The 21,376-nt window shown below is 62.8% G+C and carries 20 protein-coding genes; all 20 read right to left on the reverse strand.

From position 1 onward, the window contains the following. Positions 1–59 precede the first annotated feature (59 nt). The 20 genes from AC25MA_RS16845 to flgC all read right to left on the reverse strand — a co-directional run bounded on the left by AC25MA_RS16845 (position 60) and on the right by flgC (position 21,375). Positions 60–1,436, reverse strand: coding sequence for a sigma-54-dependent transcriptional regulator (locus AC25MA_RS16845; protein ID WP_088852858.1), 1,377 nt, complete (start codon positions 1,434–1,436; stop codon positions 60–62). Next, the gene (locus tag AC25MA_RS16850; protein ID WP_028692787.1) at positions 1,433–2,650 is read right to left on the reverse strand and encodes a sensor histidine kinase; all 1,218 of its coding nucleotides are present in this window, start codon (positions 2,648–2,650) and stop codon (positions 1,433–1,435) included. The genes AC25MA_RS16845 and AC25MA_RS16850 overlap by 4 nt, the downstream gene beginning before the upstream one ends. A 159-nt stretch (positions 2,651–2,809) precedes the next feature. Continuing rightward, positions 2,810–4,285: a transcriptional regulator FleQ gene (gene fleQ / locus AC25MA_RS16855; RefSeq protein ID WP_069016753.1), complete on the reverse strand. Its 1,476-nt coding sequence runs from the start codon at positions 4,283–4,285 to the stop codon at positions 2,810–2,812. Positions 4,286–4,451: 166 nt separating this feature from the next. After that, positions 4,452–4,748: a flagellar protein FliT gene (locus AC25MA_RS16860; RefSeq protein ID WP_028692785.1), complete on the reverse strand. Its 297-nt coding sequence runs from the start codon at positions 4,746–4,748 to the stop codon at positions 4,452–4,454. A gap of 19 nt (positions 4,749–4,767) precedes the next feature. Next, positions 4,768–5,169: a flagellar export chaperone FliS gene (fliS, locus tag AC25MA_RS16865; RefSeq protein ID WP_028692784.1), complete on the reverse strand. Its 402-nt coding sequence runs from the start codon at positions 5,167–5,169 to the stop codon at positions 4,768–4,770. Positions 5,170–5,297: 128 nt separating this feature from the next. Then, positions 5,298–6,686 carry a flagellar filament capping protein FliD gene (fliD, locus tag AC25MA_RS16870; protein ID WP_486971115.1) on the reverse strand — a complete coding sequence of 463 codons (1,389 nt, stop codon included), beginning with the start codon at positions 6,684–6,686 and terminating at the stop codon, positions 5,298–5,300. A gap of 83 nt (positions 6,687–6,769) precedes the next feature. Beyond that, the gene (locus AC25MA_RS16875) at positions 6,770–7,120 is read right to left on the reverse strand and encodes a flagellar protein FlaG (protein WP_062360692.1); all 351 of its coding nucleotides are present in this window, start codon (positions 7,118–7,120) and stop codon (positions 6,770–6,772) included. A 75-nt stretch (positions 7,121–7,195) separates the two neighbouring features. Then, positions 7,196–8,614 (reverse strand): flagellin N-terminal helical domain-containing protein, encoded by a 1,419-nt coding sequence (locus AC25MA_RS16880; RefSeq protein ID WP_213883115.1) that lies wholly within the window; start codon positions 8,612–8,614, stop codon positions 7,196–7,198. Between the two features lie 312 nt (positions 8,615–8,926). Further along, on the reverse strand, positions 8,927–9,856 hold the full coding sequence (locus AC25MA_RS16885; RefSeq protein WP_213883116.1) for a ketoacyl-ACP synthase III: 930 nt from the start codon (positions 9,854–9,856) through the stop codon (positions 8,927–8,929). A 285-nt stretch (positions 9,857–10,141) separates the two neighbouring features. Next, positions 10,142–11,704: a flagellar hook-associated protein 3 gene (locus AC25MA_RS16890; RefSeq protein WP_486972230.1), complete on the reverse strand. Its 1,563-nt coding sequence runs from the start codon at positions 11,702–11,704 to the stop codon at positions 10,142–10,144. A 12-nt stretch (positions 11,705–11,716) separates the two neighbouring features. Beyond that, positions 11,717–13,756 (reverse strand): flagellar hook-associated protein FlgK, encoded by a 2,040-nt coding sequence (flgK, locus tag AC25MA_RS16895; RefSeq protein ID WP_028691031.1) that lies wholly within the window; start codon positions 13,754–13,756, stop codon positions 11,717–11,719. A 10-nt stretch (positions 13,757–13,766) separates the two neighbouring features. Continuing rightward, positions 13,767–14,963, reverse strand: a complete 1,197-nt coding sequence (flgJ, locus tag AC25MA_RS16900) for a flagellar assembly peptidoglycan hydrolase FlgJ (RefSeq protein ID WP_028691032.1) — start codon at positions 14,961–14,963, stop codon at positions 13,767–13,769. An 11-nt stretch (positions 14,964–14,974) separates the two neighbouring features. Continuing rightward, a complete protein-coding gene (locus tag AC25MA_RS16905) occupies positions 14,975–16,084 on the reverse strand; it encodes a flagellar basal body P-ring protein FlgI (RefSeq protein ID WP_028691033.1) in 1,110 nt (369 codons plus the stop codon). 12 nt (positions 16,085–16,096) lie between these two features. Further along, a complete protein-coding gene (gene flgH, locus AC25MA_RS16910; RefSeq protein WP_028691034.1) occupies positions 16,097–16,792 on the reverse strand; it encodes a flagellar basal body L-ring protein FlgH in 696 nt (231 codons plus the stop codon). A 79-nt stretch (positions 16,793–16,871) separates the two neighbouring features. Beyond that, a complete protein-coding gene (gene flgG, locus AC25MA_RS16915; RefSeq protein ID WP_028691035.1) occupies positions 16,872–17,657 on the reverse strand; it encodes a flagellar basal-body rod protein FlgG in 786 nt (261 codons plus the stop codon). A gap of 48 nt (positions 17,658–17,705) precedes the next feature. Next, the gene (gene flgF, locus AC25MA_RS16920) at positions 17,706–18,446 is read right to left on the reverse strand and encodes a flagellar basal-body rod protein FlgF (protein WP_062360683.1); all 741 of its coding nucleotides are present in this window, start codon (positions 18,444–18,446) and stop codon (positions 17,706–17,708) included. A gap of 162 nt (positions 18,447–18,608) precedes the next feature. Further along, complete coding sequence (locus AC25MA_RS16925) at positions 18,609–18,803, reverse strand: hypothetical protein (protein WP_062360681.1); 195 nt, start codon at positions 18,801–18,803, stop codon at positions 18,609–18,611. 69 nt (positions 18,804–18,872) lie between these two features. Further along, complete coding sequence (gene flgE / locus AC25MA_RS16930; protein WP_062360680.1) at positions 18,873–20,195, reverse strand: flagellar hook protein FlgE; 1,323 nt, start codon at positions 20,193–20,195, stop codon at positions 18,873–18,875. A gap of 30 nt (positions 20,196–20,225) precedes the next feature. Next, entirely contained in the window at positions 20,226–20,918 is a 693-nt protein-coding gene (gene flgD, locus AC25MA_RS16935; protein WP_062360678.1) for a flagellar hook assembly protein FlgD, read from the reverse strand. Positions 20,919–20,931: 13 nt separating this feature from the next. Beyond that, complete coding sequence (flgC, locus tag AC25MA_RS16940; RefSeq protein WP_023629792.1) at positions 20,932–21,375, reverse strand: flagellar basal body rod protein FlgC; 444 nt, start codon at positions 21,373–21,375, stop codon at positions 20,932–20,934. Between the last annotated feature and the right edge of the window lies 1 nt (position 21,376).

The raw sequence follows: 21,376 nt of genomic DNA on the forward strand, positions 1-21,376 counted from the left end.
ATGGGTTGGTGCTAGCAAGAGGAGTGCCAGCCAACCCGAAAAACATTCAAAACGACGTATCAACCAAACAGGCTGGCCTCGACATCCAGACCAGCGTCACGCATCTGCGCCAGCTTGTAGCGCAAGGTGCGTGGACTGATCCCGAGACGCTCGGCAGCCTCCTTTCGACGCCCGCGCTCGGCGCGCAGGGTGTCGATGATCATCTGGAACTCGTGACGACGCATGTCGTCGCCCAGCCCACCGACCTCGGCAGCCGGCTCGACAGATAATGGCTCAATAGTGGCAATTTTCGGCACCGACAATGGAATGGCGCCAGCCAGACAGAAATCCGCCGCCTCGATGACGCCCCCCTGCTGGAGGATCAGCGCCCGCTGTATGGCGTTATCCAGTTCACGCACATTGCCCGGCCAGGCGTAGGCTTGCAGGCACGCCCGCGCTTCGGCGGACAAGCGCACCTGGGCATGGCGCATTTTCTGCGCATGGCGCGCCAGCAAACGCTCGGCCAACGGCACGATATCGGCTGGACGCTCACGCAGCGCCCGCCAAGCCATGGGGAAAACCGAAAGACGGTAGTACAGGTCTTCTCGGAAGCGCCCGGCCGCCACTTCACCCGCCAGGTCGCGGTTGGTCGTGGCGAGAATGCGGATATCCAGGGCGATGGGCTTGCGCCCACCGACGCGCTCGACCTCACGCTCCTGCAGCACGCGCAGCAGCTTGGCCTGCAGGCCCAGCGGCATCTCGGAAATCTCGTCGAGCAGCAGGGTGCCGCCGTCGGCCTGCTCGAACTTGCCGGCCTGGGCGGCGATGGCGCCGGTGAACGCCCCCTTCTCGTGACCGAACAGTGTCGCCTCAAGCATGTTGTCCGGGATCGCCGCGCAGTTGATCGCCACGAACGGCTGGTCCACGCGCCGCGACTGCTGATGGATATAGCGCGCCAGCACCTCCTTGCCAGTCCCCGACTCACCGGAAATCAACACCGTTGAATCGCTTTGCGCGACCCTGGCTGCCAATTCCAGCAATTGCCGACTTGCAGGCTCGCAAGCCACCGGCCCCTCCTCGCCCGCTGACGCACCGGCACCGACGGCATGCCGCGCCACCAGGCTGATCAACGCCTTGGGCTCGAAGGGCTTGACCAGATAGTCGACAGCCCCTTGGCGCATGGCCTCAACGGCCCGCTCAACCGCCGCATGGGCGGTCATCAGCAGCACCGGGAGTTGCGGGTGGTTGCGGCGCAGCTGCGCCAACAGCTGGTGACCATCCATGCCCGGCATGTTCACGTCGCTGACCACCAGACTGAACGACTCCTCGGTCACCGCCAGCAAGGCGTCTTCGGCGCTGCCGACGGCGCGCAGGCAGAAGCCGCCGATTTCCAAGGTATCGGCCAGCGCCTGGCGCAGGACCCGATCGTCCTCCACCAGCAGAACCTTGACACTCATTGACCTGCCTCCAGCCGGCTGTCGATCAGCGGCAACACCACGGTGACACAGGTGCCACGCCCAGGCTTGGAGCGCAGGCCCAGCGTGCCACGGTGCGCCCGCACCACGGCCTGAACCACTGCCAGCCCCAGGCCGGTGCCGGTAGCCTTGGTGGTCAGGAACGGTTCGCCAAGACGCGTCAGCAGTTGCGCGTCGATGCCGCTGCCGGCATCACTCACGCAGATGCGCAGGCTATCGTCGCGACGGGACAGATGGACCTTGATTCGCGCCGGCTCATGACTGGCCTGCAGGGCGTTTTCGATCAGGTTGAGCAGCGCGCCAACCAGGGTGTCGCGGTTGCACAGCAAATCGCCAAGATGACTGTCGCACTGCCAGCGCACGGCATGCCCCTGGACATGGGCATGGGCCGCCTGCTGCAACGCCTGGAACAGCGCTTTCGGGCTGATGCGGTCGCTCAGGGGCAACTCGCCGCGGGCGAACACCAGCATGTCGCGCACCTGATGCTCCAGCTCGTGCAGGCGTTCCTTGAGGTTGCCGGCGAAACGCTGACGGGTCTCCTCCGCCAGCGCCTGCTGCGGGTCGGCCAGGTGACCGGCATACAGCATCGCCGCCGAGAGTGGCGTACGGATCTGGTGGGCCAGGGACGCGACCATGCGCCCCAGTGACGACAGGCGCTCGTGGCGCGCCAACTGGTCCTGCAGGCGCCGGGTTTCGGTCAGGTCATTGAGCAGCACCAACTGGCCGGGCTCGGCATCGAGGGAACGCGTGGCAATGGACAGACGGCGTCCGTCACGCAGCGAGACCTCGTGGCCGTCATCCTCACGCGGCGCGAAACTGCGGGCGATCACATGCCGCCAGAGCACACCGACCAGCGGCTCGCCCAGCAACTCGCAAGCCGCCGGATTGGCCTCGCGCACATAGCCCTCGCCATCGATCACGATCACCCCGCCCGGCAGCAGGTCCAGCAGGTTCTGCAGGCGGTTGGCCAGGCGCTCCTTTTCGTCCAGTTCGGCCATGCGCTGGGCGCTGACCACTGCCAGTTCGCCCTTGAGCTCGCTGACGCGCGTCTCAAGCATGTTGTAGGACTGGCTGAGCTGGCTGGAAACCTGGTCGAACAGGGCGAACGCCTGCTCGAGACCCTGCCGGCTTTCCTGCTCGAGCGGGGTGTGTCCTCGCGGATCGGAGGAATGGGAACGGTGGGCGGCCTGGGGCATCGTGCTCTCTCGCATGGCTGACCGTCATAAAAACGGTATGTTGCCAGCGGTGTAGCAATAGCCGTGCCGGAGATGGGGGCAATCAGCTGTGGGCTTGTTGACCGAGCGCAATGACCGGGGTTGTCAAGCACCCGGCCATTGCGCCAAAACCCGGCGGGATCAGTCGTCCGCCTGCTCCTCGCCACCCTGGCGGCTCATGCCGTACTTGCGCATCTTCTCCACCAGCGTGGTGCGGCGGATGCGCAGGCGCTCGGCGGCCCGGGCGACGATGCCATTGGCATCGTCCAGCGCCTGCTGGATCAGCCCCTGCTCCAGGCTGCCAAGATAGTCCTTCAAATCCAACCCTTCGGGCGGCAGCATGGCATGGCTGGCGAAGTTCGGCGCATGCCCGTTGATCGCCACGCGCTCCTCGAGATCGGAACGCAAGCTGTCGACCAACTGCTCGTCTTCGTCATCCACGTAGCGGAACTTCTTCGGCAGTTCCGCCACGCCAATCACCCCGTACGGATGCATGATCGCCATGCGCTCCACCAGGTTGGCCAGCTCACGGACGTTGCCCGGCCAGCCGTGACGGCACAACGACATGATCGATGCGGAGTTGAAGCGGATCGAACCGCGTTTCTCGTGCTCCATACGCGAGATCAGCTCGTTCATCAGCAGCGGAATGTCTTCCACCCGCTCACGCAATGGCGCCATCTCGATAGGGAACACGTTCAGCCGGTAATACAGGTCTTCGCGGAAGGTCCCGTCCTCGATCATGGTCTCGAGGTTCTTGTGCGTCGCGGCGATGATGCGCACGTCGATGCTCTGGGTCTTGTTGCTGCCGACCCGCTCGAAGGTGCGCTCCTGCAGGACACGCAGCAGCTTGACCTGCATCGGCAGCGGCATGTCGCCGATCTCGTCGAGGAACAGCGTGCCGCCGTTGGCCAGTTCGAACCGCCCGGCACGGCTGGTGATCGCCCCGGTGAATGCGCCCTTCTCGTGGCCGAACAGTTCGCTCTCGAGCAATTCCGCCGGAATCGCCCCGCAGTTGACCGGCACGAACGGTGCCTCGCGGCGCTTGGAGTGGTAGTGCAGGTTGCGCGCCACCACCTCCTTGCCGGTGCCGGACTCGCCGAGGATCAGCACGCTGGCATCGGTGTCGGCGACCTGCTGCATCATCTGCCGCACATGCTGGATGGCACGGCTGGTGCCCACCAGGCTACGGAACAGATTGGGCTCGCGCTGACGACCACGCTCACGGGCCTGGTCATACATCTCGCGGTAGACCTGGGCACGGTGCAGGGAGTCGAGCAACTGGCTGTAGCTCGGCGGCATCTCGAGATTGGAGAGCACGCGCCGACGCAGGTCCTCGGGGAACTCCGCGGAAGAAATTTCACCCAAAAGCAGAACCGGAAGGAACTCATCCCACCCGACCACTGTCTTAAGGAGCCCCAGCACATTGGCCGGAGCATTCACGGTCCCGATCAGGACGCACAGGACTTCGCGACTGGAAGACAAACCCTCGACCACCTGCTGCCAGTCGCCGCTGGAACAGGAGAGGTTATCTTCGCCGAGAAAATTCAGGACCACCGCCAGATCGCGGCGGCGTTCGCTGTCGTCATCGATCAGGAGAATCTTGGTTTCACGCCACATGCAATAGCAACTTCCCTAGTCATATCGGCGCCCGGAGGGCGTGCACGACATCATTCCGACTGAATGGTCAGTGTTCGGACGTCTGAATTTCGAAAACAGCCACTAGTAAAGTCAAAAAGGCCTGCACAGTCAAATTTATGGCGCCTTTTGCTCAGTCCGGTGCATATTAACTGAACAAATGGTAAACCTTCGACGCATTCTTTGCTTGATTGATCTGGGTCATTTCATCGGCGATGGCCTGGCGCTCGCCGATGGTCGCGTCGAGCAGTTCGCGATAGACCTGCAACAACCCTTCCAAGCGCTCCTTGACCAGCTCTTCATCCAGCGCTGGCGCGCCGAGCATGTCGTCGATGCAGGTGCGGCAGCTCTCGTCGAGCCTGCCGATGGCATCCCAGTCCTTGGCACTCAGGGCGTTCAGCAGTGCGTCGCGGGTCTCGTCGAATCGTTGCAGTTCGCTGCTCACCTTGCTCTCCCTGCCCGGCTCAGCCGGCTTGTTGCGCTTCTGCGATCGCGTCCCAGCCGCTCTTGACGGTGATCAGCAATTGCGCGACCTCGTCGATGATCGCCGGGTCGTTGTCGATATTGGCCTGCATCAGGCGATTGGTCATGTAGGCGTAGAGGCTCGACAGCTGCTCGATGTAGGCAGGGTCCGCGCTCTTCTGCGCATCCAGGCCGTCGTTCAGGCCGATGATGATGTCGATGGCCTTGCCCAGCATCAGGCCTTTTTCGGCGATATCGCCGCGGGCCAGCGCACCTTTGGCCTGGGCCATGCGATCGAGCCCACCCTCCATCAGCATCTGCACCAGGCGATGGGGCGTTGCTTCGGAAATCTGGGCATGGGAATTGACCTTCTGGTACTGCCGAAGGGCTCTCATGGGATTCATCTTGCGACCTCGTAGCGGGCAAAAACGACTGGTTTCATAGTCCTTGTATCGGGCCGACGGCGGTAAACTTTACCTGCCGCCGGCGTGAAGCCGGACATCATGCCCGGACTTCACGGGACCTTCACGGATTATTTGTCGTTCTTGGCGTTGTTCAGTGCGTTGAGCGTGCCCAGCACGTTACTCTGCTGCTGACGCAGTTGAGCGACCAGAGTATCCATGTTGTTGTACTTGTCCTGCAGGCTGACGCGCAGGGCTTCCATACGCGTATCCAGGGTATCCTGCTCGGTCTTGAGCTTGGTCAGGCTCTCGCTCAGCGCCTTGGAGCGCTCTGCCAGGGTGCCGGTGGATGCCTTGGCATACGGTTCGGTCGCGGTCTGCAGGCGCGCCAGCAGGCCATTCTTGCCGTTGAAGATGCTGGTCAGGTCGGCGGCGTTGGTGGCCGCGGCCTTGTCCCACTTCTTGTCGTCCAGGCTGAGCGTGCCGCCATCCTGGGATGAGGTGACGCCAAAGGCGGCGAGCGACTTCATCGTGCCGTTGCCGGAAAGCGTGTTCATTTCTTCGCGGATCGATGACATCAGCGCGCGCATGGATGCGTCGCCGGTGAGCGCGGCGGGAGTCACGGTGCCGTCGGCGTTCTTGGTTACCTTGGTCTCGGCGTTAACAGCCTTGATCAGCGCGTTATAGGTATCGATGAAACCTTTCAGGCCCGACTTCAGCGCGGTGGTGCTCGTACTCAGCGAAAGGGTCGTCACCGTAGGTGCGGACGCCCCTGTCGCCGTTGGCGAAAGCCCGACCAGCTTGATGTTCAAACCGCTTACCGCGTCGCTGATGTCGTTACTCTTTGACTCCATGGAAATGCCATCGAGTTTGTATTGGGCATTCTTTGGCGGATCTACAACGGTGTAGCCAGTGTCGAGACCCGAGTTACCCGACAGCGTAATATCGGAACCTACCCCCATCTTGCTGGAGGTAACGACGAGACGCGAACCCGACGCGTCGGTCAGAATGTTGGCACTCAGACCTGCGGTACCGAACTGACTGTTGATCGTCTCGCGCACCTGCTGCAGCGTGGCGCCCGGCGGGATGCTGACGTCGTGGTCCTTGCCATTCTGGGTAATGGTCAGCTTGGTCGCAGTGGTGCCAGGGTTGACCACGGTGCCCGCGCCGCCGGCATAAACCTTGGTGGACACCTTGGAAGCCGATGCCAGCTGGGTCACAACCAGGTTGAACGAACCAGTGGCCGCGCCTGCGCCCGCCGTGATGGTCGCAACCTTCTCATCCGACGACTTCAACGCCAGACCACCGAAGCTGTTGTCGTTGGTCATGCTGGTCAACGCACCACGGAAGGCATCCAGGGCCGCCTGGATCTTGCCGATAGAGGACAACGTGGTGGTTGCCTTCAGTGTCTGGGTGTTGATCTGTGCCTGTTTCGGCGCCTTCTGCGCGTCCACCAGGGACTTCACAATCGCCTGGGTATCGATGCCCGAACCGATACCGCTGACTGTTGAACCTGCCATCATTGCTCTCCTTGTTCGGTAGCTGCCGGGTCCTTGACGACTACACGCCGCAAATGACCGACAGCAACAAAAATCATGCCAGCTTACGCCTTGCCATCAAACAGCAGGCTGCCAGCTTCGCTGAGGCTTTGTGCCAGCTTCAGCGCCGTTTCCGACGGGAGTTGGCGGATCACATCACCGGATTCGGTGGCGATCACCTTGACCACGACCCGGCCGGTGGAATCATCGATTGAAAAATCCAGCTTGCGCTGGCTCGACTGGACGAAATCGCGGATCTCGCCAACCGCCTTCTCCAGGTCCTCGCGGGTGTGCGGCTTGTCATCGACGGCCGCGGCTTCCGGCACCTTGGCAGGCACCAGTGGGTCCTTGGCAGTCGTCACTGCCTGAGGCAGCACCGGAGGATACACCTGGTTCAGCTTGACACTCATGTCCATGCTTCGAACTCCTCATGTCAAAAAAGCGAAAGGGCACGTAAACGCGCCCTTCCACCTCTTACTCAGGCGCCTGAATTACTGGAGCAGTTTCAGGACCGAGGATGGCAGCTGGTTGGCCTGCGACAGGATCGCGGTGGAAGCCTGCTGCAGGGTCTGCTGCTTGGTCAGCTCTGCAGTTTCCGAAGCGAAGTCCACGTCCTGCACGGTGGAGCGGGCAGCGGTGGAGTTCTTCTGGATGTTCTGCAGGTTGTCGACGGTGGTGGTCAGACGGTTCTGGGTAGCACCCAGGCCCGAACGGACGCTGTCGATCGAACCAATGGCCTTGTCGATGACGGCCAGGGCGTTCTGAGCCTTGGTGGCGTCGGTGACGTCGGTGTTGGCGATGGTGGTCTTGACCGACGAAGCGTCGGTACCGGCGTTGAACAGGCCGGTAACACCAGCGCCGCTCAGAGCGTAGCCCTTGGCCGAGTCCAGGTTCACAGCGCCAGTGGCGATCAGGCCGTCAGCCAGAGCGACGCCAGCACCGTAGGTGCCCGAGCCGTCCTTGGTTGCAACAGTGATGGTACCGGCAGCGGTGGAGTTGGCGAACGAGATGTTCTCACCGGTGTCGGACTTGACCGACAGGGTGCCTTTGGCTTCGTCGTAGTTGACGCTGATGCCCAGTTTGGCAGCGTTCGACTTCAGCTGGTCAGCCAGGTTGGCGGTGTCTTTGACGCCGACGAACTTGGTGGTCTGGCCGCCAACGGTCATGTCGAAGGTAGCAGGAGCGGTAGCAGCACCGGCGCCGACAACGAACTGAGCTTCGGTGCTGGCGGTAGCGCTCAGGCCACCAATGGCACCGTTCAGCTGGCTGGCGATGGTCTTGGCGGAAGCGCCAGCAGCGATGGTGACCGCAGCGGTCTGGCCGTTACCGGTTACGTTGATCAGGCCACCGGCAACACCGGTGTTGCTTGGAGCAACGCCCAGGCTCTTGACCTGCTGGGAACCGATGTTGCTGGCAGCAACGTTTTCCAGGGTCAGGTTGATGGTTTCGTTGGCGTTGGCGCCGACCTGGATGGCCTTGGTGCCGTAGGAACCGTCCAGCAGCTTCTGGCCACCAAAGGTGGTGGTGGTGGAGATACGGTTCAGTTCGGCAGTCAGAGCTTGGTATTCGTCGTTGTTCGACTTACGGTCGTCGGCGCTCAGGGAGCCAGTGGCCGAGGACAGTGCCAGGGTACGCATTTTCTGCAGGATGTCGGTCGAAGCCTGCATTGCGCCTTCGGCGGTCTGGGCGATCGAGATACCGTCGTTGGCGTTCTTGACTGCCTGGCCCAGGCCGTTGATCTGGCTGGTCAGACGGTTGGCGATCTGCAGGCCGGCAGCGTCGTCTTTGGCGCTGTTGATGCGCAGGCCGGAAGACAGGCGCTGCATCGAAGTGGTCTGGGCGGTGCTGGCCTTGTTCAGGTTAACCTGAGTAGTAACCGAAGCAATGTTGGTGTTTACAGTTAAAGCCATGACGAAATCCTCGTTGGATGGGTACTGCGGCTTCCGGCCCTGGCATCCGCCGGGTATGGCCTAGAGAACCTTCGTAATGGTTATCGTCGTCTGCGTGGGTTGCTTGAGGGCATTTTCGAAAAAAAAATGCCATCACCCCGCCACCCCCATGAAATCAGGGGGTTATTGATTTGGCAGTTGCCGATCAGGGGCTGCTTTGCAGCCCATCGCGGGGCAAGCACGCTCCTACAGGGACCCTGTGGAACCCATTTCCCAGGCATAAAAAACGCCTGGCGGGACACGCCAGGCGTTTTTCTCTGAGATCGTCGAGACTCAGGCGCGATAGAGAATCGCCGAGCCCCACGACAGGCCCACGCCAAAGCCGCTGATGGCCACGCGCTTCCAGCTGCTGTCGAACATGTGTTTCTGCAGCAGCAGCGGCACGCTGGAGGACACGGTATTGCCGGTCTCGAGCATGTCCTTGACGAACTTCTCCGGATGCTGCTCTTCGAAGCGTCGTGCCACGGCATCAACGATCGCCGCGCTGCCCTGGTGGATGCAGAACGCATCGATGTCCGAAGACTGCAAACCGCTGGCCGCCAGCAGCTCATGCAGGTGCGCCGGCACCTTGACCAGGGCGAAGTTGAACACCTGGCGACCGTTCATGAAGAAGGTGCCATCGCTGACTTTGAGGTGCTCGGCACCCGAGCCATCGGTGCCGAAACGCGCCTCGCCCAGCTGCCAGACAGCGTTCTCGCCCATCCAGGTGGCCGTGGCGGCGTCACCGAACAGCATGGTGGTGTTGCGGTCTTCCGGATCGACGATCTTCGAATACGGGTCGGCAGTAATCAGCAGGCCGTTTTTCAACCCCGCCGCCTGCATGAAGCCCTTGATGGCGTACAGGCCATAGACATAACCCGAGCAGCCCAGCGACACGTCGAAGGCCGCCACGCGGGTCGACAGGCCCAGCTTGTTCTGGACGATCGCCGCGGTGTGCGGCAGGCCTTCTTCGTCACCGTTCTGGGTGACCACGATCAGTACATCGATCGACTGCGGATCGAGCTCGGGGTTGTTGGCGAACAGCGCCCGGGCAGCCTCCACGCACAGGTCGGACGTTTCCTGCTCCTCGGCCTTGCGCGGCAGGAAGGAGGCGCCGATCTTGCCGAACATGAACTCTTCGTCCTTGCCGAACTTCGCACCCTGGACGTAGTTGTCCAGGCCAGCGGTGGGCACGTAACTCGCGATGCTTTTGATGCCAATCATTCTGGCTTCCCAATGAAAACAGCCAAAGACCGCCACTCGATGAATTGAGGGCGCCGACTACCGGGTCGAGGGCAATGCGCCCCGGACAGGCCGACACCAGGCTTGCCCTTTGCGCACCGGTAACAAAATGCTGCAGCAACTGCCGCATAGAATACAGGGAAGATGCACGATTTGACTCATTAGTCACAGACAATTATCGCCAACCCCCTGCCACCACCGCGCGCCAGACACGAAAAAGCCCCGGCAGCATGGCGCTGGCCGGGGCTTTCCTGACGCGGATCGCGATCAGAGCTTGTTGAACAGGCTCAGTTGCGAAATACGCGAGAAGGCCAGCTGGGAAGCTTCGAGCATGGCCTGCTGCAGGGTCAGCATGATCGAGGCGTCGGCCATGTCGGTGTTGCCGATGGCATCCTGGGTGACCTTGTTGGCCGTGCTCAGGCTGGTGTTTTCCTGGCGCTGGATATCGAGCGAGTTGCCCCGAGCACCGATCGAACCACGGGTGATATCCACCTGCTCGCGGGCACTGGCCAGGTTGGCCACAGCCGAGGCTACGGCGTTCTTGATGGCGGTATTGTCGCCCGAGGTGCCTGGCGGCGCATCCAACGCCGCACGCAGCTGGCTGATGGTCTCCAGCACGCTCTGGTTCTGGTGGTTGTTGGCATTGACCGCGAACTGGTCACCCGTCTGCGGCGTACCGGATACCTGGTAGGTCACCCCCGCCACCGTCAGCGACGGCGCGGTGAAGGTACCGCTGGCAACGGGTTTGCTGTCCGCAGTCAAAGGCTGGGCATAGAACTCGTAGGTGTTGGCACCGGTGAACTTGATCACCGCCCCATCACTCGGGAAGGTACTGCTGTAGGCGGCCGGGTCGGTCACGGCGCCGCTGGTGACCTGCGCACTGGACGGGTTGCCGGCACCACGCACGGTCGTGAGCGTATCGGGGCGGGCCTGCACGCTGAACTCGCGGCCAGCGAAGACGGCATTGGCATCATCGCCTTCTTTCAGCGAGGCGGTGATCTCGAACTCGACGCCGCGCAGCGCGATACGATTGCCACCCTCGGCCTTACTGTCGAAGGTGCCATTGGTGGGCGTCTCGGCAGTGATGTCGTTACCCAGAGCATCGGTCACCGTGTACTGGGTGGCGCTGGTGAAGGTGATCTTGTACGGCTGGCCAGCGGTGAAGCTGCTGTTGTAGGTGTTGTTCGAGGTCAGCAGGCCCGGCGAGAGCGCGACCTTGCCGTCATCGACCGGCGGCGTCACCAGGGCGGACTGGGTACGGCTCTTGTTCTTGGCCGAATCGAAGATGCTGAAGCCGGTGTCGTTGGTCGCCAGGCTCAGGGTGTCGGACACCTGCAGGCTCAGCTGGGTCTGGTCGCCTTGGTAGCTGTAGGTGCCATCGGCATTGCGCACATAGGGTGGCGACGAGGTCTTGGTGCCACCGAACATGTAGTCGCCGTTGGCATCGCGCGAATTGAGCAGGCCGAAGATGTTGGCCTCGATCTCCTTGAGCTCGCTGCTGATGGAGACGCGATCAGCATCGGTCACGCCAGCGCCACCGGCACGCAGGGCCAGCTCGCTGGCGCGCTGCATGGCATCGTTGATGGTGCTCAGCACGCTCTCTTCCTGCAGCAGCGAGTTGTTCACCGTGGTCATGTTGCCGTCGTATTGCTTGAGCAGCGCTTGCTGCTGTTGCAGCAGGAGCAGGCGCGCGGCGCCGACCGGATCGTCGGCGGCAGTCTGGATGCGCACGCCGCTGTCGATCTGCGTCTTGCTCTTCATCAGGTCAGCGAAGTTCTTGGTGTAGCTACTGGCGCTCGACTCATAGAACTGAGCGGTGGAAATACGCACGATGGCTACTCCTTACAATGCGTTGATCAGGATGCTGAAGGTTTCCTGCGCCGCCTTGATGATCTGCGACGACGCGGTGTAGTAGTGCTGGAACTTGATCAGGTTGGCTGCCTCATCGTCCAGGTTGACACCGGAAACCCCGTTGCGGCTTTCCTTGGCCGCATCGAGCACGGCCTTGGTCGCAACGGTATCGATTTTGGCCTGGTTGGCCTTGGCCCCGACCCGCTCGACCAGCGAGGCGTAGGCCGAAGTGAAGCTGGAGCCGCCGCCGGAGGTCACGCCGACGGTGGATTTGGTCTGCAGCCCCAGCAGCGCCTGGGCGTTGCGGTTATCGGACTTGCCGTCGGCATTGAAGCCAAAGGTAAAGCTGTCGTTGGTCGCCGGGCTGCCGCCGACGGTGGTCTCGACGCTGAAGGTCCGCGGGTTGCCGCTACCATCGAGGATCGGCGCACCGCTGGCATCGCGCATCGGCACATTGATGGTCAGCTTGTTATCCTGACCAGGCACGATGGTGCCTGTGCCGATGGAGTTACCCTTGGAGTCGTACAGGGTGTAGCCCTGCGTACCTCCGCTGGCGGCCTGGAACACCATGCGTACCGGCATGGAATGCTTGATCGAATCTTGGATCAGCGCAGTGTCGGCGCCACCATAGATATCCAGCTTGGCTCCCAGGTTTGGCTGGGTGATGGTGCCGGAGCCGGTATTGCCACTACCCACAATGCCATTGATCGGCCCGGCGAAGGCGAGCTTGTTGGCATCGGTGAGCACGGTATTGATGGAGCCTGCCGCCGAACGGGTCGGGCTCACCTTGAAGGTGTCGCCAGCGGCCAGGCCGCCACCGTTCAGTTTCAAGGTGAAACCGTCGATCACCGGCGGCGGCGTGGTGGTCAGGTCGAAGTTGCCCATGTCGGTGCCGTCGGAACGGCGCACGCTGTACTGGTTCGGGCCCGTGAACTTGACCTCGTAGTCGTAGGTGGTGAGCGCACCGCTGTTGGCGATGGTCACATCCAGGTTGCCGGAGCCTGCACTGTTGTTCGTGGAGGCCAGGCTGCGCTGGCTGATCGCCAGGGCACTGTTGATGCTGGAGAACAGCGCGCTGCCGAACTGCGCGTTGGCATCCAGGCCCTGCCCCAGCTGGCTGTTGATGCTGTCGGCCACCACCAGGGCGACACGTCCCAGCTCGTTCATCGACGGGGTGAGCACGTCGTTGCGGTAGCGCAGCAAGCCACCGATCTGCCCGCCGGTGACCACCGAGGTGACATCCGAGGAGAAGGTCGGGTAGTTGATCTGCAGGCTGTACTGGCTCTGGTCCGCGGCGCTCGGCACGGCGGTCAGGGTGTTGGCGCGGTTGCCGGTGACCAGCGACTGGCCGTTGCCTAGGTACACGTCGTAGTTGCCGTCACGCTCCTGCACGGTGACGCCGACCAGCTCGTTGAGCTGGCGGACCGCTTCGCTGCGGGCATCGAGCAAGTTGTTAGGTGAGGCACCGGAGGCCGACAGCTGGGTGATCTGCTTGTTGAGATCAGCGATGCTCGAGGTCAGCTTGTTGACCTGGCCCGACAGGGTGTCCAGCTGGCTGTTGATGCTGTCGTTCTGCTTGCTCATCTGGCTGGAGATGGCATTGAAGCGGTTGCTCAGGGTCTGCGCCTGGGTCAGCAGCAGCTGGCGCGAGGCGACGTCGCTGGGCTTGGCCGAGGCGGTCTGCAGGGCCGAGAAGAACGCGGTCAGCACCGAGCTGATACCGGTGTCGCTTTCGGCCAGCAGCTTGTCGATGCCGGTGATCTGATCCTGGAACGCCGCCGCATCGGTATTCAACGAGGTGGAGGTCTGCAGCTGGTTGTCCAGGTAGGCGTTGTAGATACGACGCACATCCGACAACGTGGTACCAGTGCCGACGAAGCCCGTGCCGATATTGTGCGACGGCCCCGTGGTCTGGATGGTCTGCTGACGCGAGTAACCCGAGACGGCCGCGTTGGCGATGTTGTTACCGGTGATGGACAGCGCGGTCTGGCTGGCATTCAGGCCGGAAAGCCCGATCGAGATCAGAGACATGCTTCAATCCTTATAGATTCGTGTTAGTGCCGGCCATGGCGTATTCCTGGGTTGGCCGCAGCTGCCGGGCAATGCTGATGATCTTGCGGGCGTAGTCCGGATCGGTCGCGTAGCCAGCCTTCTGCAGCTCTCTTGCAAACTGTTCCGGGTTATCGGCGGCGCCGACGGCATCTTTATAGCGGTTGTTGTTCTGCAACAGGCTGACCAGATCGTGGAAGCTGTCCTGGTAGGAGTCGTAGGAACGGAACGCCGCCGTCTCCTTGACGAACTGCCCACCACGGAACTCGCTGGTGATCGCCCGTGCCTCGCCACCCTGCCAGTTACCGGTGGCCTTGATGCCGAACAGGTTGTGGCTGCTACTGCCGTCGGGATTGCGCATGACCGACTTGCCCCAACCAGTTTCCAGCGCAGCCTGGGCCACCAGGTAGCGCGGGTCGATACCGATGCGCTTGGCCGCCTGCTCGGCCATCGGCAGCATGGTGGCGACGAAGGCATCGCTGTCGCTGAACGCCTTGCTCGGCGCCAGCGGCGGCTGGGCCACGGCCCGGCCCAGAATGCGCACACCCTCGCGCGGCGCGGCGAACGCCTGCGCCGGTTGCCAGTCGCCCCGGGCGACGCCGGCGAGCGTGGGGCCACTGCGACTGGGCAGGGCCGTGTCGCTGCCCGCGGCGCCGGCACTGGCGGCGGACGGCACGATCCCAGCCAGCAATCGGTCGGTCAGCTTGCCCGGCAAGGCCAGGCGCCGCGAATTGAGGGCAGCGACGTCGTTGCGCCCGGCAGCGGGCTGCTCGCCGTGCACCGGCGCGGCCACGCGACTGCCCCAGAGCACCGGAGCGGCACCGTCGGTGCGCGGGAATGGGCTGGAGTTCACGCTGTGCTTCTGCTTGCTCAGCTGACGCACCAGCACATCCTGCAGGCCAATGCCGCCACCCTGGCGGGACATGCTCACCGCCAGTTGCTGGTCATACATGTCACGGTACTGCTTGACCGTGTCGCTGTTCATCGGGCTGTCTTCGTCGGCCATCACATCGGTGGCCTTGCGCGACGCCTTGAGCATCTCGCTGACGAACAACGACTCGAATTCCTGGGCCACCTTGCGGATGTTGCCCTCGCTGTCGCGATCGCCAGCTTTGAGCGAACTCAACCGATTGAGGTCGGTGAAGGCCCCACTGTCGGACGCGCCGGAGATCAGGCTTTTCGGATTCATCCCTGGCGTCCTCAGATCACGATCAGGTCGGCTTGCAACGCACCGGCCTGCTTCAGGGCTTCGAGGATCGCCATCAGGTCGCTCGGCGCTGCGCCGACCTGGTTCACCGCGCGGACGATCTCATCCAGCGTGGTGCCCGGGCCGAACTTGAACATCGGCTTGGCTTCCTGCTCGGCATTGACCCGCGAGCGTGGCACCACGGCGGTCTGGCCGTTGGAGAACGGCCCCGGCTGGCTGACGATCGGGTCTTCGGTGATGGTCACGGTCAGGCTGCCGTGGGTCACCGCCGCCGGCGAGACCTTGACGTTCTGGCCGATGACGATGGTGCCGGTGCGCGAGTTGATGATGACCTTGGCCACAGCCTGCCCCGGATCGATCTCCAGGTTCTCGAGAATGGACAGGTAGTCCACTCGCTGGCTCGGGTCCATCGGCGCGGTGACCCGCACCGAACCACCATCGACGGCCTGGGCCACGCCCGGGCCAAGCAGCTCGTTGACCTTGTCGACGATGCGCTTGGCGGTGGTGAAGTCCGGGCGATTGAGGTTCAGGGTGAGACTGTTGCCCTGGTTGAAGCCACTTGGCACCGCGCGCTCGACCGACGCGCCACCGGGAATACGACCGGCCGACGGGACGTTGACGGTGATCTTCGAGCCATCACGGCCTTCGGCGTCGAATCCACCGACCACCAGGTTGCCCTGGGCGATGGCGTAGACGTTGCCGTCGATCCCCTTGAGCGGCGTCATCAACAGGCTGCCGCCGCGCAGGCTCTTGGAGTTGCCGATCGATGACACCGTGATGTCGATCACCTGGCCCGGCTTGGCGAAGGCCGGCAGGTCGGCATGCACCGACACCGCGGCAACGTTTTTCAACTGCACGTTGCCCGATCCTGGCGGCACCTTGATGCCGAACTGCGACAGCATGTTGTTGAAGGTCTGCAGGGTGAACGGGGTCTGGGTGGTCTGGTCACCGGTACCGTTCAGGCCCACCACCAGGCCGTAGCCGATCAGCTGGTTGGCCCGCACGCCGGAAATGCTGGCGATATCCTTCAAGCGCTCGGCGTGGGCGCCGAACGCACAGGACAGAAGTAGTGTCGCGGCAATCAACCGCCTAGCGTTGAACATGGTCATCCGTACTCAGAAAGGCCAGAGCGGGCTGATGAAGAAGCGGTCCAGCCAACCGGGCTGGCTGGCATCGGCAAACGAGCCGGTGCCCGAATAGGTGATGCGCGCGTCGGCCACGCGAGTGGACGGCACGGTGTTGTCGGTGGCAATGTCGTCGGCGCGCACCAGGCCAGCAATGCGCACCAGCTCTTCGCCGGTGTTCAGGGTCATCCACTTCTCGCCACGCACGGCGATAATGCCGTTGGGCAGCACCTCGGCCACGGTGACGGTGATCGAGCCGGTCAGGGTGTTGCCCTGGGTGGCCTTGCTGTCACCTTTGGTGGAACGGTCACCGCTGTAGCCGGCCTCCAGGGTGAGGTCGCCACTGCCCAACGGGTTGTTGGTGTTCGGCACGGTACCGAACAGCGAGGTCAGACCGAGGTTGGCCTTGCTGTTCTTCTGGATCTGGGAACCTGCGTTCTTGCTCGCCGAGGTGCGCTCGTTGAGGGTGATGGTGATGATGTCACCGACCCGAAACGCCTTGCGATCGGTATACAGGCCCTGCTCGAAACCGGCCTGGTAGATCGAGCCGTTGTTGGCCGCTGCCGGCAACGGGGTGCGCGGCAGGACCGGCGCGTAGTACGGATCGTTGGGCTTGGGCGTCGGCGCGACGCAACCGGCCAACGATACCGCCCCCCCCAGGGCGAACACGGACAACAGACGTTTCATGACGCTTACCTCTAGGCAAAACAGGCGCTGCAACAGCGAGCGAATGGTCAGCGGCCCGCACCCGGCGGGCCGCCAGGGGTTACAGCTGCTGGGTGACGAACGACAGCATCTTGTCGGCGGCGGAGATGACCTTGGAGTTCATCTCGTAGGCGCGCTGGGTGGTGATCATGTTCACCAGCTCTTCGACGGTGCTGACGTTGGACGCTTCCAGGGTCTGCTGCTCGGTGGTGCCGAAGCCGTTCAGGCCTGGGGTGCCGACCTGCGGCGCGCCGCTGGCAGCGGTCTCCAGGAACAGGTTGCCACCGATCGCCTGCAGACCGGCCGGGTTGATGAAGTCGGCGGTCTGGATGTTGCCGATGACCTGCGCGGCCGGGTTGCCGACGGTGGTGATCGACACGGTGCCGTCCTTGCCGACGGTGAACGTCTGCGCGTCTGGCGGCACGACGATGGCCGGTTCCAGGGCAAAGCCGTTGGCGGTGACGATCTGGCCGTCGGAGTTCAGGTGGAAGGTACCGTCGCGCGTGTACGACACGGTGCCGTCGGGCTGCAGGATCTGGAAGAAGCCGCGACCGTTGACCGCCATGTCCAGCGGGTTTTCAGTGGTCTGCAGGCTGCCGGCATTGAAGCTCTTCTGGGTGCCGACGATGCGCACACCGGTACCGACCTGCAGGCCCGAAGGCAGCTCGCTGTCCTGGGTGGACTGCGCGCCAGGCTGGCGCTTGATCTGGTAGAGCAGGTCCTGGAACTCGGCACGATCACGCTTGAAGCCGGTGGTCGAGACGTTGGCCAAGTTGTTGGAGATGACCGCGAGGTTGGTGTCCTGGGCGGACAGGCCGGTTTTAGCGACCCAAAGAGCCGGAAGCATTTAATGTTCTCCTCGTGCGCCTGTTTTACGGCACCCGTTCAAATGTAATTAGCCGATTTGCAAAACCCGAGCCATGGCTTCATCGCCTTCCTTGGCCGCGTTCATCATCTTGACGTGCAGTTCGAACTGACGGGACAGCGCCAGCACCGAGGTCATTTCCTCGACGGCATTGACGTTGCTAGACTCCAGGAAACCCGAGACCACCCGCACGTTGACATCGGCGTCAGCCGGCTGGCCAGTGGTGGTGTGGATCATGCCGTCCAGGCCCTTGGTAAGCCCCTTGATATCCGGATTGACCAGCTTGATCCGGTCGACCTCGGCCATCACCCGCGGATCCTCGCCCATGGCGCGGATGCTGATGGTGCCGTCGTCGCCGACCTCGACCTTCTGCTCCGGCGGAATGGCGATGGGACCGCCATTGCCGATCACCGGCATGCCGTTGCCAGCACGCAGCACGCCCAGGGCGTCGATGTTCAGGCTGCCGGTGCGCACGTAGGCTTCGCTACCGTCTGGTGCCTGCACGGCGATGAAACCCTTGCCGGCAACCGCCACATCCAGCTCCCGACCGGTCTCGACCAGCGCACCCTCGCTGAAATCGGTGGCCGGGCGCTCGGTCATGGCGAAGGCGCGTGCCGGAAAGCTGTCGCCGAACACCGGCATCGAACGCGCCTGCTCCAGGTCACGCTGGAAGCCGTTGGTGGAAACGTTCGCCAGGTTGTTGGCATGGGCCTTCTGCGCCAGCGCGTTCTGGCTGGCGCCGGTCATGGCCACGTAAAGCATCTTGTCCACAGCATCTCCTCTACGCGAACCTTGCCGCGCTATCGTTGGCAAGGGTAAAGCAAATATCGAACCAAACTGACGCAACCCTTTGAGTACGGGGCATTCAGGGCCACGCCAAGACAAAAAGCGTCAGTTTGTCGGCGAATGTTTGCCGCAGGCGGCAACACCCCGTCAGTTGTTCCGACACGCGCCATTGTTGTAGGGCCCGGAATGACGCTTCCAGCCCTCGCCCGGATCGGTGGCCGAGCACATGTAGCGCCCGGTCGCCAGGCTTTGCCACTGATACCAGGGCGCCGGCGCGGCGCGCAGCGAGAGCGCGATCAACAGTGCGCCCGCCACCGCCACGAGCATCGACAGTTTCTTCATGGCTTTGCCCTCCGCTGTGCCAGACGTGAAAAAGCCCCCGCAAGCAGGGGCTTTTTCACGCCACGATCATCAGGTCATCTGGATGATGGTCTGCATGATGGTGCTTTCGGTGGAAATGGTCTTGGCGTTGGCCTGGTAGTTGCTCTGCGCCTTGATCAGGTTGACCAACTCGCCAGTCAGGTCGACGTTGGAGTCTTCCAGGGAACTGCCCGCGATACGACCCAGGGTACCGGTGTCCGGCTCGCCGATGATCGGCACGCCCGAAGCGTAGGACTCTTTCCAGGCGGTGGCGCCGACAGGGGTCAGCCCCTGCAGGTTCGCGAAGTTGGCGATCACCACCTGACCGATGACCTTGTTCTGGCCGTTGGTGAAGTTGGCGAACAGGTTGCCGCTCTGATCCACGGTCAGGCCGGCGAGCTCACCGGTGGCATAGCCATCCTGGTCCTTGGCAGTGGTGGCCGAGGCCGCGTTGTACTGAGTGGTGGCCAGCATGTCCAGGGTCACACCACCGGTGCGTGCGGTGGCACCATTGCCTACCCAGGCGCCTGCGGCGTTCTTCTCGGCCGGCACCCAGTTGGCCAGCTGGAAGGTCTTGTCGGCAGCGACGGTCAAGCCACCTGCGACCGGCCCGGCAGCCATTGCGGCGGTATCCAGCTTGCCTGCCGAGGTGAACGGCAGCTTGTTGACCAGCGGAGTGGACAAGGTGGGGTCGGCCGGATTGCGACCATCGATGGTGGTGTACATGGTCCAGGAGTTGGTACCGGCATCCTTGACGAAATACTGGTTCATCTGGTGTTCGTTGCCCTGGCTGTCGTAGACCGGGGTATTGAAGGTGTAGTTGTAGCTTTTGACATTGGTCGGATCGAACGGCGCAACTGTCGGCGCTGCGTCGCTGGAGTTCAGGTTGACCGTTTCGGAAATGCGACCCGTCGGCTTCGGCGACAGGTTCGAGGTATCGATCTTCAGGTTGGTCAGCGACCCCTGGATGACCTTGCCGTTTTCATCCACCGGATAACCCTGCAGGTTGGCGCCGTTGGCGTTGACCACGTAGCCTTCCTTGTCGCTGTAGAAGGCGCCGGAGCGGGTGTAAATCCGCGAGCCGTTGTCATTCAGGGCAAAGAAGCCGTTGCCGTCGATGGCCATGTCCAGCGCCTGGCCGGTGCCATTGATGTTGCCCGGGTTGAACATCTGCGAGACCGCCATGGTCTTCACGCCGCTGCCTACCTGGGTCTTGCCGCCGGCGGTGCCACGGATGGACTGCGAATACTGGTCGCCGAACTCGGCGCGCGACGATTTAAAACCGGTGGTGGCGACGTTGGCAATGTTGTTGCCGGTAACGTTCAGAGCCTTGTTCGCCGCGTAGAGACCGCTAAGGCCGATATTGAAAGACATTTACTCGCTCCTTGTGCCGATGCTGCGGCGTTAGATTCCGATGGTGGTTACTTTGGAGATGCCGACTTTGCCGATACCGGCCAGGTCGAGCATCATCTCGCTGCCGTTCTGGAAGCTGACACTGTTGACCTTGGCCGGCAGCAGCGTGGCCAGCGTCTTGGCCTTGCCGTCGACCTTGGTCTCGGCACTGAAGGTATAGGTGCCCGGCTCGACCGCCTCGCCCTTCTCGTTCTTGCCGTCCCAGATGAAGTCGGCGGTACCGGCCTTGCGCGCCCCCAGGTCGATGGTCTTGACCACGTTGCCATCCTTGTCCTTGATGCTGACCTTGCCCTCGGTGATGTTCGACGGCACCACGACCTGGCCATTGAAGCTCTTGGTGGTGTCGACCACCGCCTTGTCGCTCGCCACGATCACCGAGCGACCGACCAGCGAAGTGGCCTGCAGCGCCTGGGACGAACCAATGCCGGTGAGGATGCCGTCGACCGACTCCTTCAGCGACTGGATGCCCTCGAGGCTGCTGAACTGGGCCAACTGCGCGACGAATTCGCCGTTGTCCTGGGGATCCAGCGGGTTCTGGTTCTTCATCTGCGTCACCAGCAACTGCAGGAACGCATCCTTGCCCAGCGCGCTGCCGGCCTGCCCGGTGTTGCTCTTGTTGGCAGGCTTCTGCAGCGAATCCAGATAGCCGCTGCCGACCTTGGTATCGGTATTGGTGGTAGTCATTACGGCTCCCTGCTTACTGACCCAGGGTCAGCACTTTCTGCATCATGTTCTTGGCGGTGTTCATCAGTTCGGCGTTGGTCTGGAACGCGCGACTGGCGGAGATCATGTCGGCCATCTCCTCGACCACGTTGACGTTCGGGTAGTAGACGTAGCCGTCCTTGTTCGCCGCCGGGTGGTTCGGCTCGTAGCGGGCCTCGAGGTTGCTCTGGTCCTCGATGATGCCCTTGACCTGGACGCCCTGCCCCGCCTCGCCCTGATCCTCGAACAGCGACTGGCCCGCGCCGCCCTGAGCCTGCTGGAAGGTGGTGGCGAACACCGGATGACGAGCGCGGTAGGTCTGGTCGATGCTCGAGGACACCGTCTCGGCGTTGGCGATGTTCGAAGCGACGGTGTTCAGGCGCGTATTCTGCGCGCTCATGCCGCTACCGGCGATGTTGAAGACACTGGCAAGGGACATG

The sequence above is a fragment of the Pseudomonas sp. P65(2024) genome (assembly GCF_057480955.1).

Excerpts from the sequence above, each read along its gene's own strand:
- AC25MA_RS16845 (WP_088852858.1), bottom strand. The coding sequence starts at position 1,436 with ATGAGTGTCAAGGTTCTGCTGGTGGAGGACGATCGGGTCCTGCGCCAG.
- AC25MA_RS16850 (WP_028692787.1), bottom strand. The coding sequence starts at position 2,650 with ATGCCCCAGGCCGCCCACCGTTCCCATTCCTCCGATCCGCGAGGACAC.
- fleQ (WP_069016753.1), bottom strand. The coding sequence starts at position 4,285 with ATGTGGCGTGAAACCAAGATTCTCCTGATCGATGACGACAGCGAACGC.
- fliS (WP_028692784.1), bottom strand. The coding sequence starts at position 5,169 with ATGAATCCCATGAGAGCCCTTCGGCAGTACCAGAAGGTCAATTCCCAT.
- fliD (WP_486971115.1), bottom strand. The coding sequence starts at position 6,686 with ATGGCAGGTTCAACAGTCAGCGGTATCGGTTCGGGCATCGATACCCAG.
- AC25MA_RS16875 (WP_062360692.1), bottom strand. The coding sequence starts at position 7,120 with ATGGACATGAGTGTCAAGCTGAACCAGGTGTATCCTCCGGTGCTGCCT.
- AC25MA_RS16880 (WP_213883115.1), bottom strand. The coding sequence starts at position 8,614 with ATGGCTTTAACTGTAAACACCAACATTGCTTCGGTTACTACTCAGGTT.
- AC25MA_RS16885 (WP_213883116.1), bottom strand. The coding sequence starts at position 9,856 with ATGATTGGCATCAAAAGCATCGCGAGTTACGTGCCCACCGCTGGCCTG.
- flgK (WP_028691031.1), bottom strand. The coding sequence starts at position 13,756 with ATGTCTCTGATCTCGATCGGGCTTTCCGGCCTGAATGCCAGCCAGACC.
- flgJ (WP_028691032.1), bottom strand. The coding sequence starts at position 14,963 with ATGAATCCGAAAAGCCTGATCTCCGGCGCGTCCGACAGTGGGGCCTTC.
- AC25MA_RS16905 (WP_028691033.1), bottom strand. The coding sequence starts at position 16,084 with ATGTTCAACGCTAGGCGGTTGATTGCCGCGACACTACTTCTGTCCTGT.
- flgH (WP_028691034.1), bottom strand. The coding sequence starts at position 16,792 with ATGAAACGTCTGTTGTCCGTGTTCGCCCTGGGGGGGGCGGTATCGTTG.
- flgG (WP_028691035.1), bottom strand. The coding sequence starts at position 17,657 with ATGCTTCCGGCTCTTTGGGTCGCTAAAACCGGCCTGTCCGCCCAGGAC.
- AC25MA_RS16925 (WP_062360681.1), bottom strand. The coding sequence starts at position 18,803 with ATGAAGAAACTGTCGATGCTCGTGGCGGTGGCGGGCGCACTGTTGATC.
- flgE (WP_062360680.1), bottom strand. The coding sequence starts at position 20,195 with ATGTCTTTCAATATCGGCCTTAGCGGTCTCTACGCGGCGAACAAGGCT.
- flgD (WP_062360678.1), bottom strand. The coding sequence starts at position 20,918 with ATGACTACCACCAATACCGATACCAAGGTCGGCAGCGGCTATCTGGAT.
- flgC (WP_023629792.1), bottom strand. The coding sequence starts at position 21,375 with ATGTCCCTTGCCAGTGTCTTCAACATCGCCGGTAGCGGCATGAGCGCG.